Source organism: Blastococcus sp. HT6-4 (assembly GCF_039679125.1).
GTDB lineage: Bacteria > Actinomycetota > Actinomycetes > Mycobacteriales > Geodermatophilaceae > Blastococcus > Blastococcus montanus.
The window spans coordinates 1,352,806-1,370,596 of the sequence record NZ_CP155551.1 but is presented as its reverse complement, the minus strand read 5'-3'; the positions used below and the strand labels follow the sequence as shown (position 1 = coordinate 1,370,596).

Sequence of the window (17,791 nt, the reverse complement as noted above, 5' to 3'; positions counted from 1 at the left end):
TTGGCGGGGATCGGGACCGGGTACCCGTCCTGCCCATGAGCCGGGCTGTGGAGCGCACCGAGACCCCTTCCCCGGTCGACGACGGCGGCACCGCCGGGGTCGGCCGGTTCGGGGTCCGCACCGTCCTGGGGCTGGTCGCCCTGCTGATCGGGGCGGTCCCGTTCCTGCTGCTGATGCTGCTGGTCCAGCGGGAGTGGTCGCCGCTGGCCTCGCTGGACGGCGACGTGGCCGCCGACCTCAATTCGGTGGTGAGCGACTCCCCCGCGCTGGTCAGCGTGCTGCGGGTGGTCACCGACCTCGGCGGGAACGCCGCGGTGATCCTGCTGTTCACGCTGACGACCGTCTTCCTGCTGATCCGCGGTCAGCGCCGGCTGGCCGCGTTCGTCGTGGCCACCGGCGTCGGGATGGCGATCCTGGTCCCGCTGACCAAGGCGCTGATCGGTCGCGCGCGGCCGGTGGTGGAGAGCCCGGTCAACGAACTGCCGTCCAACGCCAGCTTCCCCAGCGGCCACGCCACCCTCTCGCTGGTCACGTTCGTCATGCTGGCGATGCTGGTCCTGCCCGCCGTGCACCGCCGCTTCCGGCCCTGGGTCATCGCCGTGGCGCTGCTGATCGCCTTCGCCGTCGGCTTCACCCGGCTGGCCCTCGGCGTCCACTTCGTCACCGACGTCCTCGCCGGCTGGGCCCTGGGGGCGGGGCTGCTGGCGGTCACGACGGCGGCCTTCCGCGGCTGGCAGCACGACCACCACCAGCGGACGGCGGAGCCGCTGGACCCCCTGGACGTCGACCCCCACGACGCCCCCCACCTGGCCCCCTCCCAGCAGGCCGCGCTGCCGGACGGCCGCCGCACCGTGACCCGGCTGCTGGTCGCCGCCGCCGCGCTCTCCGTCGTGCTGATCGCGCTCGGGCTGCTGGTCACCGCGGTGCTCGGCGACACCGCCCTCGGCCGCTTCGACCGGCAGGTCGCACAGGCCGTCGTGGACCTGCGGACACCCACGCTGACCGACATCGCGACCGCGGTCGGGACGCTGTCGGGAACGCGCGCGTTCATCGCGGTGTCGCTCTCCCTCGCCGTGGTGGCGCTCGCGATCACCGCCAGCTGGCGACCGGTGCTCTTCGTCCTCGTCACCGTGCTCGGGGAGCTCGGCATCTACTTCGTCGTCTCCCGCACGGTCGAACGGGTGCGCCCGCCCGTGGCAGACCTGACCTCCGGCCTGGTGACCGCGGCGAGCTGGCCCTCGGGCCACGTGGCCGCCGCGGTGGCCCTCTACGGCGGCCTGGCCGCGCTCGTCATCACCCTCGGCCGTGGCCACCGGCGGTGGGCGGTGCTCGTGGTGCCGGTGCTCGTGGCCCCGGCCGTGGCCCTGTCGCGCATCTACGTCGCGGCGCACTACCCGACCGACGTGCTCGCCGGGCTGGTCCTGGGCACCGTGTGGGTGCTCGTCTGCGCCCGGTGCCTGCTGCCGGGGGTGGGCGACCAGTTCCGGTACCCCCGCTCGCTCGCGGCCGGCCGGAGGGCCGTCGCCTCCCGGTGACGACCAGGCCTGGCGCACGCCGTGGTGACTGTCACGACAACGACACAGCACGGCGGTGCGGAGCTGGGTATCTCCCGCCCATGACCGATGTGACCTCCTTCGACGGCACCCGCCTGGCCCTGTACTCCTGGGGCCGGGAGAACGCCCCGCTCCTCGTGCTGGTGCACGGGCTCGGGCTGTCCATCGACTCGTGGGGCGACGTGCCCGAGCGGCTCGCCGCCGACTACCGGGTCGTCGGCTACGAACTGCGCGGCCACGCCCAGAGCGGTGACGCGCGGACGGGGAACTACAGCCTGGCCGCCCACGCGCAGGACCTCTCGGCCGTTCTCGGTGCCGCGGTGCCCGACGGGGGTTCCGCGGTCGTCGTGGCGCACAGCCTCGGCGGCGGCATCCTGCTCGAGCACGTCCACGGCGGCGGCGCGGACGACCGGATCGCGGGTGTGGTCTTCGCCGGATCGGGCGGTTCGGGCATCACCGTGGCCGGCTTCCCGGGCGACGGCCTGCCCCGCTGGGCCCGTGCGCGCGTGCGCTCCGGCTGGTTCACCGTGCTGCGCACGGTCGCCCGGGTGGGTGGGCGGATCCGGCCGATCGCCCCGCTGGCGGATCGGCTGGTCCGGAAGGCGGCCTTCGCCCCGGGCGAGCCCAGGGACCTCGTCGAGAAGGTGCGCGACGACTTCCTGACCACCCGGCCGCTGGCCCTGGCCGGGACGACGCTGGCCAGCGTCAGCCACGACGGCGTCCGGCTCGCCCCGAGCCTCACCGTGCCCACGCTGGTGGTGCACGGCAGCGAGGACCCCGAGGTGACCGACGAGGAGGTCGAGAAGCTGATGGCCGCACTCCCCGACGCCGAGTTGGTGACCGTCCAGGGCTCCGGGCACATGCTGGCGCTGACCGACCCCGACGTGGTCGTCGAGCAGACGCGCCGGTGGATGCGCCGGATGAGCGGTGACCGGCCGGTTCAGGAGTCGACGACGACCTCGATGACGGGGTAGCCCGAGGCACCGTCGGGTGCGACCGGCGTCCGCTCGTCGGTCTGCACCTCGCCCAGCCCGTCGGTGGCCCGGGCGGCGATCACGTGCCGGCCCGGGGTCGCCTCCCACGGGAGGTACCACTGCCGCCAGCAGTCCACGTCGAGCGACTCCGCGAGCTCGGCGCGCTGCCACGGGCCGTCGTCGATGCTGACCTCGACCGCCTCGATGCCCCGGGTGGGCGCCCACGCCACCCCGGCGATCGGCTGCCGCCCGGGGACCACGGCCGCTCCCCGACGCGGTACGTCGATGCGCGCCTGGGTCTTGATCGGGCCCTCCTTCGCCCAGCCGCGGGGGATCCAGTAGCCGTCGACGTCCCAGTCGGTCAGTTCGATCGCCGACAGCCACTTGGTCGCCGAGACGTAGCCGTAGAGCCCTGGGACGACGAGGCGGGCGGGGAAGCCGTGCTCGGCCGGGAGCGGCTCGCCGTTCATCGCGACGGCCACCATCGCCTCCTCCAGATCCAGCGCGGTGAGCACCGGGAAGCCCGCCGTGAAGCCGTCGACGGAGCGGCCGACCAGCTGGGTCGCCCCCTCCTGCAGACCCGCCCGCTCGAGCAGCGGGCGCAGCGGGACGCCCTGCCAGCGGGCGTTGCCCACGAGGTCGCCCCCCACCTCGTTGGAGACGCAGGCCAGGGTGATGTCCGCCTCGATCTGCGGCAGCTCCATCAGCTCGGCGTAGGTGAGGGTGAACGGGTCGTCGACCATCCCGCGGATCTCCAGCTGCCAGTCCGCGGGGTCGATCACCGGCACGCGCAGGGCCGTGTCGATCCGGTAGAACTCCTCGTTCGGGATGAACAGCGGGGTGAGACCGGGGATCTCCAGGTCGGCGCCGGGTGGGACGGGACCGGCCTGCTCCACCGGCACGGGCAGCCGGATGGCGGCGCGCAGCTCACCCAGCCGTTCGCGGCCGGACAGCAGGTAGCCCGCGACACCGGCCAGGACGCCGAGCAGGGTGGCGCTGCCGGTGACGGCGAGGAAGCGGCGGCGGTCGACGGGGCTGAGGACGGGTGTGCCGTCGGCGTCGGTCGTCGGCTCCGGCGGCAGTTGGCGGCTGGGGAGCACCCGCACCAGCACGTACAGCAGCGCGACGCCGGCAACGGCGCCGAGCACACCGACGAGCGCGCTGAGGAACACCGGGCTGCGGTCGTCGGCCAGTGCGGCCACGACGCCCAGGGTCGCGAACAGGGCGATGCCGCCGGCGGCCAGGACGAACCACCGGCGGGCGAGCACGCCGAGGGCCGCCCCGAGCAGGGCGGCGACGACCAGGATGCCGCCGATGAGCACCGGCTTGTCCGCGGTGCCCAGGGTCGCGATGGCCCACTGCTCCAGCCACCCGGGCACGCTGTCGATGAACGTGTCGCCGATCGAGATGATCAGCGAGGGCGCCGAGGGGATGAGCCCGGCGGCCAGTTCCTCCACGCCGAGCGCCACGGCGACCGCGGCGATCCCCGCGAGCGCGGCGCGGCCGCGGCTCATCGGCCGGGCGCCACCCGGCTGTCCTGCTGCACGTGCTCCGTCGTCCACCACCGCCCCATGTCCCCGCGGCCGCGGCCGGACACCGCCGGGACCGACTTCGATGCAGAACTGTCATGCACCATCCGGTCGCGCGCCCCTACCTCCGACACGTGGTCGGAACTGCCCCTCGCGCTCGACCCCGGCCGTACCCGCGCAGCCCGGCAGCGGCGTCCGCACGGTGCGCCGCCCGTGCCCGGTCAGGGCCGGCGGCCGGCCAGCCCGGCGGCCCCCAGACCGCGCAGCGGTCGGCCCACCACGTCCGCGGCCACCTCCAGCGTCCGACGGCCGATGCCCCGGTGGCGCCACAGCTCGGCGTCCACCCGCTCGCTGAACTCGAGGTCCTCGGCGAAGTGGCCGTCGAGCACCCCCACCACCGCGGGGTCGTCCAGCACCAGGCCCACCTGCTCGTTGAGCGCCAGGGAACGGGTGTCGACGTTCGTCGTGCCCACCATGGCGACCGCCCCGTCGACGGAGACGACCTTGGCGTGCATGAGCGAGGGCTGGTAGCGCCAGATCTCCACGCCGTCGTCGAGCAGCGGCTGGAAGTCGAGCTCCCCCTGCAGGTGCACGGTCGGCCGCTCGACGCGCGGGCCGCAGACGAGGATCCGGACCCGGACTCCCCGCCGGGCGGTGTCGCCGACCAGCCGGCGCAGCCATCGGGGCAGCCGGATGTAGGGCGTGGTGATCCGGACCTCCTCCCGCGCGGTCTGGAGGAGCCCGGCGATCACGACGGCCGCCCCGCTCCAGCCCGGCTGCGACGACGTCCGGACGACCTGGACCGGCGTGCTGCCCGCGGTCTCCAGGTCCGGGAACCGGTCGTCCTCGGAGACCAGTTCCCCGCTGAGGCGCACCTGCGCCTGCATCCAGCCGGACACGAATGCCGAGCGCAGGCCTGCGACGGCCGGGCCCTCCACCCGGTAGGCGGTGTCGCGCCAGTTCCCGGGCCGGCGGCCGTCGCCGGTCCACGCCGTGTCGATCCCAGTTCCCCCGGTGAAGCCGACCACCTCGTCGCAGACCAGCACCCGGCGGTGGGTGCGCATGTTCCAGGCGGTCACCCGGGGGCTGCGCATCGGCCGGTAGAAGTAGACGGTGCAGCCCGCCGCGCGGAGCCGGCGCAGGTCGTCGCGGTCCATGTGCTTGGCGCCGTAGCCGTCCAGCAGGATCCGCACGCGCACGCCGTCCCGCGCCCGCTGGGCGAGGGCTCCGGCCACCTCGTGGCTGATCCGGCCACCGCGCCACGAGAACCACAGCAGGTCGATGGTCCGTCGCGCCGCGGCGATGGCCGCCAGCAGCGCCGGGAACGTCTCGTCCCCGTCTCTCAGGACGTCGACCCGGTTGCCCTCGGTGAAGGGCACGCCCACCAGCGCTTCGAGCACCTGGCGCGGGGGCGCGGACATGGGTGGAGCGGCGGCCGCAGGGTGGGCCCGGCTACCGGCCGTCGAGACCGCTCCGCCGGTCATCGACCGTCCTGCAGGCACGAGACCTCCTCTCGACTCGACGATCGGGGCGTCCGGATGCTGCCCGTCCGGCCGAGCCGGAAACCGCCGCGCCGTCGATGCGCGAGGCCGGCCGCCGCAGGTCGCCCGCCGGTCGCCCGCCGGTCGCGCGGCTCGAGCGGGGTCACCGTGGCTGCGGGCCGGCCGCTCCCGTCCGGAGGGCACGCAGGCGCTCGTCGAGGAGGTGGTCGGCCAGCCGGCACCGGCTGTCGATGGTGGCGAGCAGGGTCACCTCGAGATCGGCGAGCTGCTCCTGACGCCGCCGCACCTCGGCGAGTTCCCGCTCGGCATCCCGCCGGGTGCTGCGGCACGAGTGGAGATCCGCATCGATGACGGCGAGGCTCCGGGCGACGGGCCGGGGCCCGGCGGGTGAGGACAGGACCGGCTGGGACATGGCTACCTCCGGGCGGTGCTGGTGGCGAAGGCGGCGACCCGTCGGCGCCGCCGTCCCCGGATGTGCCCCTCCGGCCGACGACCACCGCGATGCCGCCGTCCTGACACGGTTCCGCAAGGCGCCCGCAACATGCGGGCGGCCCGCTTCGCCCTGCCGGGAAGGCGTCCGTGACCGAAGATTCGGTCAAGCACGCCGCCGGCGTCCGGCCTCACCGACGGTGCGGACCCATGATCGGAGAACGGACAGTGCGCACAGGGTGGCACCGGTGAAGCGGTGGACGAGACGGCGCGGGGACGACGGTGCGGAGGCCTCCCCGGGACCCCCGCAGGCCACGGTCACGTTGGCCGCCGCGGGCGGCGACCCCACGGCTGCGCGGCCGACCGCACCGGCATGGGCGGTCCGCACCCTCGTCACCAGCGCCGCCCTCCTGGCCGTGGCGGGCATCGGCTGGCTGCTGTTCTGGTTCCTGCTGCGGCTGCCGCTCGTGACCGTGGCCGTCGCCGTCGCGCTGCTGCTGACCGCGATCATCCAGCCGATCACCCGGTGGCTGTGCGAGCGGGGGCTTCCCCGCGCGCTCTCGGCGCTGCTGTCGGTCCTGCTGCTGCTGGGGGCGCTGACCGGGATCGGCTTCCTCATCGGGTTCCGCGCCGCGGACCAGCTGCGGAACCTCACCCGGCCCCTGGCTGCGGGGATCGACCGGATCCGCGTGTGGCTGATCGACGGGCCGCTGAACCTGGACCCGCGGCAGGTCACCGAGGCCCGCAACGCCGTGGTCGACCAGCTCTACGAACTCGCCCCGGAACCGACGGCGGCGGCCACCATGGCGCTCTACAGCCTGGCCGCCGTCCTCCTGGTCGCCTTCCTGACGTTCTTCCTGCTGAAGGACGGCGCGTCGATGTGGGCCTGGCTCCTGGGTCTCGTCCCCGACAGACGGCGGCCGCAGATCGACGGAGCGGGGCGGTCGGCCTGGGGGGCGCTGTCCCAGTACGTGCGCGGCGTGATCATCGTGGCGCTCATCGACGCCATCGGCATCGGAGCCGCGCTGCTCGTCCTCGGGGTGCCGTTGTGGGCCTCGCTGACCCTGCTCACCTTCATCGGCGCGTTCGTCCCGCTGTTCGGCGCCACCATCAGCGGGGCCGTGGCGGTCCTCGTCACCCTCGTCACCAACGGCACGACCGACGCGATCATCGTCCTGATCGCCGTCCTGGTGGTGCAGCAGGTCGAGGGCAACATCCTGCATCCGATCATCGTCGGCCGGGCCCTCCGGCTGCACCCGGTCGTCATCCTCCTGGCGGTGACCGGCGGCTCGCTGCTCTGGGGGCTCGCCGGCGCCCTGCTCGCCGTGCCGCTCGTGGCGGTCTCGTACCGGGTCCTGACCTACCTCCGCGAGAACCCGCTCCCGGCCCCTGCCCCTGCCCCGGCCCCGGCTGCCGCTGCGGCGGCGGTCGTACCGGAAAATCCGGACGGCTCGGAGGCCCCGCAGCGCGATGAGGTCGCGGAGGTCCGGGAGCGACCGGAGGTCCGCGAGCACGCGCAGGCCCCGGAGCGCCCCGGGGCCCGCACGCCCGCGGAGCGCTCGACGCCGACGCCCGCGGCCGGAGCGACCGTCCCCTAGACCCCACCGGTCCGCGCGGGTCAGCCGGGGGGCTGCTGCAGGACCTCGACGTCCCGGGCCGCGATGGCGAACTCCCCCGTGAGGTCGGCGAAGAAGGCATCGGGGTCGTCGACCAGCACGTCGGCAGCGATGCCGAAGTCCGCCTCGAAGCTGCTCTCCCGGATCCGGGCCAGGGGGCCCGACACCCGCACGACGTCCCCCACCTCCAGGTCGGCCGGTGGGGTGACCATGACCGCGCCGACGGTGTCCCCGTCCCCGTCCGCGAGCCGGAAGGCTGCTCCCACCTCGGTGACGGCGATGAGGTCCGAGATGGCGGCGGCAACCGTGACGACCTGGCCGACCAGGGGCTCCGGGTCCTCGAAGACCCCGGCGGGATCCTCGACCGGCTGCGCCGTCCCCTCGTCCTCGGACGTCCCGCCGTCACCGGGCTGCTCGCCCCCGTCGTCCGGCGGGCCGGCAGTCGGCTCGGGTGCGGCGACCTGCTCCTCCAGCGCGCTGACGCGGTCCTCGAGCGCGCCGAGTTCCTCCCTCAGCTCCCCGACCTCCGCGGCGGTCCCCGGCACGGAGTCGTTCCGGCCGCATGCGGCCAGGCCGCCCGCCGCCACGAGCGCCGCCAGCACCGCCGTGGTCACGGGGCGGATCGGGGTCGCACGCCTCCCGTCCCCCCTGCCTCGCTGGGTGGGCATGGCGATCTCCTCTGCTCGGACGGAGTGCCGGGCACCCCGGTCGGGAACGTCTGTCGACTACCCCCACCCTGCACCCCCATCCCGCGTCGAGCCGCTCGAGACCAGGTCGCACCACCGGTCCGCGCGTTCCGCACCGCGTGGCCTCCGGTACGGCTGCCGAAGAGCGTCGCGGTGGCGGGGGTCCCTCTGCCAGGGTGGACGCATGGCGCCCCGCGGAGCGAGCCGGCTGGTGGACGAACTCGGCACCCTCCTGCTGGGTGCGCCGCTCCCCCTGTCGGTGCGCTGCTGGGACGGCTCGGAGACCGTCGTCGAGGGGGCGCCCACCCTGGTCGTGCGCCACCGCCGGGCTCTGCGCCGGCTGGTCCACGCGCCGGGGGAGCTCGGTCTCGCCCGCGCCTACGTCAGCGGCGACCTCGACATCGAGGGCGACCTCTACACGGTGCTGAGCCTCCCGGACCAGCTACCGGCCCGTCCGGACCTGCACGTCGACCGGCGGGCGCTTGCCCGGCTGGGCGGCCGGCTGCTGGGAGCCGGGGTCCTGGGGCCACCGCCGGCGCCGCCGCCCGAGGAGGCCCGCGTGCGCGGGACGCGCCACTCGGTGCAGCGCGACCGGCAGGCCGTCAGCCACCACTACGACGTCGGCAACGAGTTCTACCGGCTGCTGCTCGGCCCGTCGCTGGTCTACAGCTGCGCGTACTTCCCCGAGCCGACGGCGACGCTGGAGCAGGCGCAGGAGGCGAAGCTCGACCTCGTCTGCCGGAAGCTGGGGCTGGAGCCGGGGATGCGGCTGCTCGACGTCGGCTGCGGATGGGGCTCGTTCGCGCTGCACGCGGCGGCCAGGTACGGCGTCTCGGTGACGGCGGTGACCATCTCCGCCGCACAGGTGGCGCTGGCCCGCGAGCGGGTCGCCGACGCCGGCCTCGCCGGCCGCGTCGACGTCCGGCTGCAGGACTACCGGGAGGTCGACGACGGCCCCTTCGACGCGATCGCGTCCGTCGGGATGGCCGAGCACGTGGGGCTCGCCCAGTTGCCGGCCTACGCCGCCCGGCTCCACGCGCTGCTGGCCCCGGGAGGCCGGTTGCTCAACCACGCGATCGCCCGCGGCCCGGCGGCCGGTCCCGACCGCCCCGATCCCGGTTCGTTCCTCACCCGGTACGTCTTCCCCGACGGCGAGCTGCAGCCGCTGGCCACCCACGTCCGGGTGCTCGAGGAGGCGGGGTTCGAGGTCTGCGACGTCGAGGCACTCCGCCGCCACTACGCGCTGACCTGCCGCGCCTGGGTGCGCAACCTCGAGCAGCGCTGGGACGAGGCGGTGCGGCTGTCGTCCCCGGGACGGGCCCGCGTGTGGCGGCTGTACCTGGCCGGATCGGCCCTGGCCTTCGAAGGCCGTCGGACCGGCGTCAACCAGGTCCTCGCGGTGAAGCCGGGCGGGGACAGCCGGCTGCCCCTGCGCCGCCCGGACTGGAGCCGCACCGCGAACCGGGACCGGGCGGACGACGGCGACTCCACGAGCAGCTAGTCCGGCAGCGCGATCGGGCCGACCTCGGCGAACACGTCACCGGGGCCGGGGTTCTCGGCGTGGGTGCCGCCTCCGAAGTGCCGCATGATGCCCCAGACCGCGTTGAGGGAGGTCTGCACCGCACCCTCCACCCAGGCCGGCGTCCACGACACGTCGTCGCCCGCCAGGAAGATCCCCCGGTGCTCGGGCGGGAAGTCGTCCTGCACGAAGTGCGAGTACATCCGGTGGTTGTAGCGGTAGTGCCCGGGCAGGGCGCCCTTGAAGGCGCCCAGGAAGTGGGCGTCCGCCTCCCACGAGACGGTGATCGGGTCGCCGATGATGTGCTGCGCGATGTCGAGGTCGGGGTAGATCTTCCTCAGCGCCCCGAGAGCGAGGCGCACGCGCTGGTCGACCGGGTACGGGAGCATCTTCAGCGCATCGCTCATCCACGAGTACGTCAGGCAGATGACGCCGGGTCTGTCGTCCCCGTGGTCGAACAGGTAGGTGCCGCGGGTGAGACGGTCGGTGAGGGTCATGCTCATGACGTCGCGGCCGCTCTCCGGGTGCTTGTCCTTCCAGAACGGCCGGTCGACCATCACGAAGGTCTTCGACGACTGCATGTAGCGGGTGCGGTCCAGCGCCGTCCACATCTTCTGCGCGAAGAGGCTCTCGTCGCAGTCGATCGTCGTCGTCAGCAGCCAGCTCTGGCAGGTGACGAGCACCGCGGGGTAGCGGGCGGTGTGCCCCCAGGCGTCCGTGACGGCGAAGCCGCCGTCGGCGTCCCGGGCGATGGCGGCGACACCGGCCCGCGGCCCGCCGGAGTGCAGCTTCGCCAGCGTCGTCCCGGCCGGCCAGTGCGCGAGATCGGCGGGCGCGTGGTTCCACAGCCCCCACGGCACCTGCTCCACCCCGCCGACGACGAAGCGCTGGTCCTCGTCGCAGTTGGTCATCACGACCCGGAAGATCTCGAGCATCGAGTTCGGGAAGTCCGAGTCCCACCCGCCGGTGCCGAACCCCACCTGGCCGAAGACCTCGCGATGGTGGAACGACAGCCGGGAGAACGCGTCGGAGCTGGCGATGAAGTCGTAGAAGGTGCGGTCGTCCCACAGCGGGACCAGCTCGTCCCAGAGCGACTTGAGCTTCTTCACGTCGCGCACCCGGATCGCGTCCTGGATCTCGGCGAACCGCACGGTGCCCAGGGCGTCGGCCCACGCCGCCGCGACCTCCCGGAACAGCGGCGGCAGCGCCTCGGAGGACTCCGCGTAGTGGGTCTCCCCCTCGATGTCGATGACCGTGCTCCCCGACGCGGGCGTCAGCGGGTTGGGGAACGGCTTCGTCTCCAGGCCGAGCAGGTCGACGTAGCGGTAGAAGGCGGTCGACGACACGGGGAACCGCATGCCGCCCAGTTCGGCGACGATCTCCTCCGGCGCCCCCTCGAACCGGGCGGACCGCAGCCGCCCACCCATCTGCGAGGCCTCGTAGAGCACCGGCTTGAGCCCGAGCCTCATCAGCTCGTAGGCCGCGACGAGGCCGGAGATCCCGGCGCCGACGATGGCGACCTCCTCGCCGTGGCGCTCGGGCGGGACGGCCCCGAGGCCCGAGGGGTGGGTGATCCAGTCGTCGAACGCGAACGGGAAGTCCGGGCCGAAGATCGTGACCGGCGGCCGGTCCCCGCCGTGGACGGTCTCCCGATCGGGACCGATCGTCATCCCACGCCCCTCCTCCGGACGGATGCCCGTGCAGGCGGCCGGCGACCGCCGCGGCCGCGGTGCCACCGTACTGATCCGGCCGCCCGGGCCCGGACCGGCAGAGCGCGCACGGGTTCGCTCCCCTGTGCGACTACCGTCCGCAGTGGCGCCTCGGGTCGACGGGATCGTCTCGACACCCCGGAGACGGGTGGTGCGCGCGAGCATGCGGAACCTACGGTGCGCACGCTCACCTTCCATCCCGGCGTCCGTACGTGTGCATCCAGTGAACGGAGGATGGGAAGCCGGGTCGCGCAGCGGCACCGGCGCCCCGACTGCCCATGCGCGATTCGTGGCGGTGGCTGCGGCCCGGCCACCTCGGCACGGAGGCGGAGCAGGCGACCTTCCGGAGTCTCCACTCCGCCTCCCTGACCGCGCCGGAGCTGCGCGAGGGGCTGACCGCGGGCTCCGCCGGCCGCGCGGTCCGGCACCTGCGCGACCTGCTCGGGGTGCCCGCGGTCGCGCTCACCGACACCGTGTCGATGCTGGCCTGGGACGGCCGGTTCGGGCATCACGAGCGACACGCGCCGGCGCTCGCCGCCTTCGTGCTCGAGTCCGGCAACACGGTGGTCCGCGACCGCAGGGACTTCCCGTGCACCGATGCCGGCTGCGGACTGCGACAGGTCGTGGTCAGCCCGCTCGTGGTCGAGGACCGGGTGGTCGGCACCTTGCAGGCGTTCACCTCGTCCGCCTCCGCCGGGCTGGTCCGGGCCGCCGGCGAGGTCGCGCGCTGGGTGTCGGGGAACCTGGAACTGGCGGAGCTCGATGCCTCGCGCACGCGGCTCATGGAGGCCGAGGTCCGGGCACTGCGGGCCCAGATCAGCCCGCACTTCATCTACAACTCGCTGACCGCGATCGCGTCGTTCGTGCGCACCGATCCGGAGCGGGCCCGCGAGCTGCTGCTGGAGTTCGCCGACTTCACGCGGTACTCCTTCAGCCGGCACGGCGAGTACACGACGCTGGCCGAGGAGTTGCGGTCGATCGAGCGGTACCTCGTGCTGGAGAAGGCCCGATTCGGCGACCGTCTCCAGGTCACGCTCCGGGTGGCGCAGGAGGTGCTGCCGGCGGCCGTGCCGTTCCTCTGCCTCCAGCCACTGGTGGAGAACGCCATCCGGCACGGCCTGGAGCGCAAGCCGGGAACGGGAACGGTGACCATCATCGCCGCCGACCACGGGGGCGAGTGCCTGATCTCGGTGGAGGACGACGGCGTCGGGGAGGACCCGGAGAAGGTACGGCGGGCGCTCGCCGGCGACGCCTCCGTCGACTCGGTCGGTCTGGGTAACGTGGACGCCCGGCTCCGCACCGCCTTCGGTGACGACTACGGCCTGGTCGTGGAGACGGCCCCGGGGGCCGGCACGAAGGTCATCGTGCGGGTCCCGAAGTTCGCCCCAGGAGTGCGCCCATGACCGCCGACCGATTGACCGTCCTGGTGGTCGACGACGAACGCCCCGCCCTCGACGAGCTGCGCTGGCTGCTGGAACGGGACGGGCGGATCGGCACCGTGCTGACCTCCGACTCGGCGACCGAGGCGCTGCGTCTCCTCCAGGAGCGGACCGTCGATGCGGTCTTCCTCGACATCCGGATGCCCGGGCTGACCGGAGTCGACCTGGCCCGGGTGCTGTCCCGGTTCAGGACGCCGCCGCCGGTGGTCTTCGTGACCGCCTACGACGAGCACGCCGTGGACGCCTTCGAACTGGACGCCGTCGACTACGTCCTCAAGCCGGTCCGCGAGGACCGGCTCGCCGAGGCGGTCCGCAGGGTGGTCGGTGCAGGGGCCGGTGCCTCCGCGCCGGTGGACGACGACATCGCCATCGAGCTGGGCGGGGTGACCAGGTTCGTGGCCCGGTCCAGCGTCCGCTACGTCGAGGCCCACGGCGACTACGCCAGGCTGCACACCCCGTCGGGCAGCCACCTGGTCCGGGTGCCGCTGACGCTCCTGGAGGAGTCCTGGCAGGATGCCGGCTTCGTGCGGATCCACCGGTCGCTGCTGGTCGCTCTCCAGCACGTCGAGGAGGTGCGGATGGACGCCGGCCGCTGCACGGTGGTCGTCGGGGGCGTCGAGCTCGGCGTGAGCCGGCGGCACACCCGGGAGCTCCGCGACCTCCTGGTCCGACGGGCTCGCCCGGGCGCGCCCGGGAGGGGCTGAGCCATGTCGGACTCCCCCCCGCGTCGGGTGCGCGTCACGAGCCCGCGCACCGGTGCCGCCCGCGCGCAGCGGATCCCGGCGGCCAGGGAGATCGACGCCCAGACCCTCCTCGGCGAGGTCTACATGTCCTCGCTGCTGCGCTCGCAGCTGCGGCTGGCGTTGCTCTCGCTCGCCGCCGTGGTCGTGCTCGTCGGCGGGATCCCGCTGTTCTTCTGGCTCCTGCCGGGCCTGTCCACGGTCCAGGTGCTCGCCGTGCCGCTGCCCTGGCTGTTGCTGGCGTTCGCCGTCTACCCGGTGCTCCTCGTGATCGGCTGGCTCTACGTGCGCGCCGCCGAACGCAACGAGCGGGACTTCACCGACGTGCTGGACCGGTCGTGAACCGGAGCGTCGGCCGGCCGTGACCGCCACCGGGTACAGCGTCCTCAGCGTCACGCTCGTCTTCGTGGCCACGCTGGGGGTCGGCGCCTACGGATGGCGGTTCTCCCGCACCACCAGCGACTTCTTCGTCGCCTCGCGCACGGTCCGGCCGGGGCTCAACGCCTCCGCGATCGGCGGGGAGTACCTCTCCGCGGCCTCGTTCCTCGGCGTCGCCGGGCTGGTCCTCGCGTTCGGCACCGAGATGCTCTGGTACCCGGTCGGGTGGACGGCGGGCTACCTCGTCCTGCTCGTGCTCGTCGCCGCGCCGCTGCGCCGCTCGGGGGCCTACACGTTGCCCGACTTCGCCGAGAGCCGGCTGGAGTCGGTCGGAGTGCGCCGGCTGTCCTCGCTGCTCGTCGTGGCGATCGGCTGGCTCTACCTCATGCCGCAGTTCCAGGGCGCCGGCCTGGCGCTGGCCACCACCACCGGCACCGGCCCCTGGCTCGGTGGCGTGCTGGTCGCGACGGTCGTGCTGGTCAACGTGCTGTTCGGCGGGATGCGCAGCATCACCTTCGTGCAGGCCTTCCAGTACTGGCTGAAGCTCACTGCGCTGCTGTTCCCGTTGCTGTTCATGGCCGCCGTGTGGCTCGGGGACGGTGCCGTCTCCCCTGCCTCGGCCGACGTCGTGCACGCCGGCGTCGCCGGGGACGTGTGGGCGTCGCCGCTCGCCGGCGCGAGCGAGCACGAGCTCTACACGACGTACTCCATCATCGTCGCCACGTTCCTCGGCACGATGGGCCTCCCCCACGTGGTGGTGCGCTTCTACACCAACCCCGACGGCGCCGCGGCCCGCCGGACGACCCTGGGTGTGCTGGGCCTGCTCGGCCTCTTCTACCTGCTGCCGCCGGTGTACGGCGGCCTGGGCCGGCTCTACGCACCGGACCTGATCGCGAGCGGCCGGACCGACACGGTGGTGCTGGAGCTGCCGGCGCGGATGCTCGGCGGCACGGTGGGCGACCTGCTCTCCGCCCTGACCACGGCGGGCGCCTTCGCGGCCTTCCTGTCCACGTCCTCCGGGCTGACCGTCGCGGTGGCCGGCGTGATCAGCCAGGACGTGATGGGGCGCCGGTTCCGAGGCGTGCGTGCTTTCCAGGCGGCCGCCATCGTCGCCGTTCTGACCCCGCTCGGCCTCTCGCTGCTGACCGAGGGCGTCGGCGTCGCCCGGTCGGTCGGTCTCGCCTTCGCCTTCGCCGCCTCCACCTTCTGCCCCCTGCTGGTGCTCGGCATCTGGTGGCGCCGGCTGACCGACGCGGGCGCGATCGCCGGGATGCTCGTCGGCGGTGGCTGCGCGGGCTGGGCGGTGCTGGCCACCCTCCTCGGCATGGCCGACGACGGTTGGCCCGGTGCGTTGCTCGGCCAGCCGGCGGCGTGGACCGTCCCGCTGGCGTTCCTCACGATGATCGTGGTGTCCCTGGCCACGCCCCGACGGGTGCCCCGGCACGCCGCCCGCACCCTGGTCCGGCTGCACACGCCGGAGGCCGTGCAGCTGGACCGCGGGCCTCTCCCCCTGTAACTCACCTCTCACCCGGGTCTGACGCCGCCACCTCGCGACCGCTCGTCCCGCCAGACCTGCCGTACGTCGACCGTTGGTCACCGCTCGGCGCAGTGTCCGCACGTTCCCCTGCCGTTCCCAGGGCGCGCTCCATAGCGTGACAGTGCTCACAACCGACCACCGTCGCGTGGCGACGATCAGCCTGACTCTGCCTGGAGGCCGCACGTTGACCGATACCGACGACAGGCGTCTGCTGACGCCGGAGGAGTACCGCGCGGCGCAGGACTCCCCGGAGTTCGTGGAGCTGAAGAAGCGTTTCCGCAGCTTCGCCTTCCCGATGACCGTGGCGTTCCTGGTCTGGTACCTGCTGTACGTCCTGCTCTCCACCTACGCCACCGACTTCATGTCCACCCAGGTGTTCGGGAACGTGAACGTCGGCCTGCTCTTCGGACTGGGCCAGTTCGTGACCACGTTCGTGATCACGCACGTCTACGTGGCGCACGCGAACCGGCGCACGGACCCGATCGCCGACGAGATGCGCGAGCGTCTCGAGGCCCACGACTACGCCCCCGGCGCCACCGGGCCGTCCGGCACCGAGGGGGCCTCCCGTGCGTGACCTGCTCGCTGCCGAGGCGACCATCGGCAACCCCGCGATCAACATCTCGATCTTCGGCGCGTTCGTCGTGGTCACCCTGGCCATCACCTTCCGGGCCAGCCGCAACAACAAGAGCGCGGCGGACTACTACGCCGCCGGGCGCACCATCACCGGTCAGCAGAACGGCCTGGCCATCGCCGGTGACTACCTGTCGGCCGCGTCGTTCCTCGGCATCGCCGGGGCCATCGCGATCTACGGCTACGACGGCTTCCTCTACTCCATCGGCTTCCTGGTGGCGTGGCTGGTCGCGCTGCTGCTGGTCGCGGAGCTGATGCGCAACACCGCCCGGTTCACGATGGCCGACGTGCTGGCCTTCCGGATGCGGCAGGGCCCGGTGCGCACCGCGGCCGCCATCTCCACCCTCGCGGTCTCGCTGTTCTACCTGCTCGCCCAGATGGCCGGCGCCGGCGGGCTGGTCGCCCTCCTGCTCGGCGTGAGCGGGCCGGTGGCCGAGGCGCTGGTCGTCGTCGTCGTCGGCGCCCTGATGATCTTCTACGTCCTCGTCGGCGGCATGCGCGGCACGACCTGGGTGCAGATCATCAAGGCGAGCCTGCTGATCGCGGGTGCCCTGGTGATGACCATCTGGGTGCTCGGCGACTTCGGCTTCAACCTCTCCGCCCTGCTGGGTGGCGCCGCCGATCGGGCCGGCACCACCGGCGTGCTCAACCCGGGCGCGCAGTACGGGGTCAGCGAGGTCACCCGGCTGGACTTCATCAGCCTGGCGCTGGCCCTGGTGCTCGGGACGGCCGGGCTGCCGCACGTGCTGATGCGCTTCTACACCGTGCCGACGGCGAAGGCCGCCCGGACGTCGGTGGTCTGGGCGATCTGGCTGATCGGCATCTTCTACCTGTTCAGCCTGATCATCGGCTACGGCGCGGGCGCCCTGGTCGGCGCCGACGCGATCGTGGCCGCACCGGGCGGGGTCAACGCCGCCGCACCGCTGCTGGCCTTCGAGCTGGGCGGCACCGTGCTGCTGGGCATCATCGCCGGCGTCGCGTTCGCCACGATCCTCGCGGTGGTGGCCGGCCTGACGATCACCGCGTCGGCGTCGTTCGCCCACGACGTCTACGCCTCGGTGATCAAGAAGGGCGACGTCCCGCCGAACGGTGAGGTCAAGGTCGCCCGGATCACCGCCGTCGTCATCGGCGCGGTGGCGATCGGGCTGGGCATCCTGGCGCTGCGCGCCGGGCTGAACATCGCCTTCCTCGTGGCGCTCGCCTTCGCGGTGGCCGCCTCGGCGAACCTGCCGACGATCCTCTACACGCTGTTCTGGAAGCGGTTCACCACCCAGGGCGCGCTGTGGTCGATCTACGGCGGGCTGATCATCTGCATCGGCCTGATCATCTTCTCCCCGGTGGTCTCCGGCGCCGAGACGTCGATGATCCCGACGGTCGACTTCGCCTGGTTCCCGCTGCGCAACCCGGGCCTGGTGTCGATCCCGGCGTCGTTCCTCCTCGGGTACCTGGGCACCGTCCTCACCAAGGAGAAGCCGAACGAGGAGAAGTGGGCGGAGCTCGAGGTGCGTGCCTTCACCGGCATCGGCGCCGAGAAGGCCGTCGACCACTGA

General features: G+C 73.4%; 15 protein-coding genes. 10 read left to right on the top strand and 5 right to left on the bottom strand.

The genetic code is table 11. The features are described 5' to 3' along the window. Positions 1–35 precede the first annotated feature (35 nt). Together ABDB74_RS06720 and ABDB74_RS06715 are read left to right on the top strand one after the other, a co-directional pair. Positions 36–1,535, top strand: coding sequence for a phosphatase PAP2 family protein (locus ABDB74_RS06720; protein WP_346622730.1), 1,500 nt, complete (start codon positions 36–38; stop codon positions 1,533–1,535). A gap of 80 nt (positions 1,536–1,615) precedes the next feature. Then, positions 1,616–2,527, top strand: coding sequence for an alpha/beta hydrolase (locus ABDB74_RS06715; RefSeq protein ID WP_346622729.1), 912 nt, complete (start codon positions 1,616–1,618; stop codon positions 2,525–2,527). Here ABDB74_RS06715 and ABDB74_RS06710 read toward each other — a convergent pair. The 3 genes from ABDB74_RS06710 to ABDB74_RS06700 all read right to left on the bottom strand — a co-directional run bounded on the left by ABDB74_RS06710 (position 2,494) and on the right by ABDB74_RS06700 (position 5,970). Beyond that, on the bottom strand, positions 2,494–4,041 hold the full coding sequence (locus ABDB74_RS06710; protein WP_346622727.1) for a molybdopterin-dependent oxidoreductase: 1,548 nt from the start codon (positions 4,039–4,041) through the stop codon (positions 2,494–2,496). The two genes, ABDB74_RS06715 and ABDB74_RS06710, sit on opposite strands and share 34 nt — an antisense overlap. Before the next feature lie 236 nt (positions 4,042–4,277). Then, a complete protein-coding gene (locus ABDB74_RS06705) occupies positions 4,278–5,477 on the bottom strand; it encodes a phospholipase D-like domain-containing protein (protein WP_346622726.1) in 1,200 nt (399 codons plus the stop codon). 223 nt (positions 5,478–5,700) lie between these two features. Beyond that, the gene (locus tag ABDB74_RS06700; RefSeq protein ID WP_346622725.1) at positions 5,701–5,970 is read right to left on the bottom strand and encodes a hypothetical protein; all 270 of its coding nucleotides are present in this window, start codon (positions 5,968–5,970) and stop codon (positions 5,701–5,703) included. 265 nt (positions 5,971–6,235) lie between these two features. Between ABDB74_RS06700 and ABDB74_RS06695 the strand changes: the two genes are divergently transcribed. Next, positions 6,236–7,585, top strand: a complete 1,350-nt coding sequence (locus ABDB74_RS06695; protein ID WP_346622723.1) for an AI-2E family transporter — start codon at positions 6,236–6,238, stop codon at positions 7,583–7,585. 20 nt (positions 7,586–7,605) lie between these two features. Here ABDB74_RS06695 and ABDB74_RS06690 read toward each other — a convergent pair whose 3' ends face one another. Continuing rightward, a complete protein-coding gene (locus ABDB74_RS06690) occupies positions 7,606–8,217 on the bottom strand; it encodes a hypothetical protein (protein WP_346622722.1) in 612 nt (203 codons plus the stop codon). A gap of 256 nt (positions 8,218–8,473) precedes the next feature. Here ABDB74_RS06690 and ABDB74_RS06685 point away from each other — a divergent pair, with 256 nt between their 5' ends. Next, entirely contained in the window at positions 8,474–9,790 is a 1,317-nt protein-coding gene (locus tag ABDB74_RS06685; RefSeq protein ID WP_346622720.1) for a cyclopropane-fatty-acyl-phospholipid synthase family protein, read from the top strand. On the opposite strand, the gene ABDB74_RS06680 is transcribed toward ABDB74_RS06685, so the two are convergent. After that, the gene (locus tag ABDB74_RS06680; protein ID WP_346622719.1) at positions 9,787–11,478 is read right to left on the bottom strand and encodes an NAD(P)/FAD-dependent oxidoreductase; all 1,692 of its coding nucleotides are present in this window, start codon (positions 11,476–11,478) and stop codon (positions 9,787–9,789) included. The two genes, ABDB74_RS06685 and ABDB74_RS06680, sit on opposite strands and share 4 nt — an antisense overlap. Positions 11,479–11,795: 317 nt before the next feature. Between ABDB74_RS06680 and ABDB74_RS06675 the strand changes: the two genes are divergently transcribed. The 6 genes from ABDB74_RS06675 to ABDB74_RS06650 all read left to right on the top strand — a co-directional run bounded on the left by ABDB74_RS06675 (position 11,796) and on the right by ABDB74_RS06650 (position 17,791). Continuing rightward, positions 11,796–12,920, top strand: coding sequence for a histidine kinase (locus tag ABDB74_RS06675; RefSeq protein ID WP_346622718.1), 1,125 nt, complete (start codon positions 11,796–11,798; stop codon positions 12,918–12,920). Then, positions 12,917–13,660, top strand: coding sequence for a response regulator transcription factor (locus ABDB74_RS06670; RefSeq protein ID WP_346622716.1), 744 nt, complete (start codon positions 12,917–12,919; stop codon positions 13,658–13,660). Before ABDB74_RS06675 ends, ABDB74_RS06670 begins: the two co-directional genes overlap by 4 nt. Before the next feature lie 3 nt (positions 13,661–13,663). Continuing rightward, entirely contained in the window at positions 13,664–14,038 is a 375-nt protein-coding gene (locus ABDB74_RS06665) for a hypothetical protein (RefSeq protein WP_346622715.1), read from the top strand. A 19-nt stretch (positions 14,039–14,057) separates the two neighbouring features. Then, entirely contained in the window at positions 14,058–15,590 is a 1,533-nt protein-coding gene (locus tag ABDB74_RS06660; protein WP_346622713.1) for a cation acetate symporter, read from the top strand. A 205-nt stretch (positions 15,591–15,795) separates the two neighbouring features. After that, positions 15,796–16,185: a DUF485 domain-containing protein gene (locus tag ABDB74_RS06655; protein WP_346622712.1), complete on the top strand. Its 390-nt coding sequence runs from the start codon at positions 15,796–15,798 to the stop codon at positions 16,183–16,185. Further along, positions 16,178–17,791, top strand: a complete 1,614-nt coding sequence (locus ABDB74_RS06650) for a cation acetate symporter (RefSeq protein ID WP_346622710.1) — start codon at positions 16,178–16,180, stop codon at positions 17,789–17,791. The genes ABDB74_RS06655 and ABDB74_RS06650 overlap by 8 nt, the downstream gene beginning before the upstream one ends.

Bases quoted from the DNA above. Each gene is read 5' to 3' on its own strand.
- ABDB74_RS06715 (WP_346622729.1), top strand. From the start codon at position 1,616: ATGACCGATGTGACCTCCTTCGACGGCACCCGCCTGGCCCTGTACTCC.
- ABDB74_RS06710 (WP_346622727.1), bottom strand. From the start codon at position 4,041: ATGAGCCGCGGCCGCGCCGCGCTCGCGGGGATCGCCGCGGTCGCCGTG.
- ABDB74_RS06720 (WP_346622730.1), top strand. From the start codon at position 36: ATGAGCCGGGCTGTGGAGCGCACCGAGACCCCTTCCCCGGTCGACGAC.
- ABDB74_RS06675 (WP_346622718.1), top strand. From the start codon at position 11,796: ATGCGCGATTCGTGGCGGTGGCTGCGGCCCGGCCACCTCGGCACGGAG.
- ABDB74_RS06665 (WP_346622715.1), top strand. From the start codon at position 13,664: ATGTCGGACTCCCCCCCGCGTCGGGTGCGCGTCACGAGCCCGCGCACC.
- ABDB74_RS06700 (WP_346622725.1), bottom strand. From the start codon at position 5,970: ATGTCCCAGCCGGTCCTGTCCTCACCCGCCGGGCCCCGGCCCGTCGCC.
- ABDB74_RS06705 (WP_346622726.1), bottom strand. From the start codon at position 5,477: ATGTCCGCGCCCCCGCGCCAGGTGCTCGAAGCGCTGGTGGGCGTGCCC.
- ABDB74_RS06685 (WP_346622720.1), top strand. From the start codon at position 8,474: ATGGCGCCCCGCGGAGCGAGCCGGCTGGTGGACGAACTCGGCACCCTC.
- ABDB74_RS06670 (WP_346622716.1), top strand. From the start codon at position 12,917: ATGACCGCCGACCGATTGACCGTCCTGGTGGTCGACGACGAACGCCCC.
- ABDB74_RS06680 (WP_346622719.1), bottom strand. From the start codon at position 11,478: ATGACGATCGGTCCCGATCGGGAGACCGTCCACGGCGGGGACCGGCCG.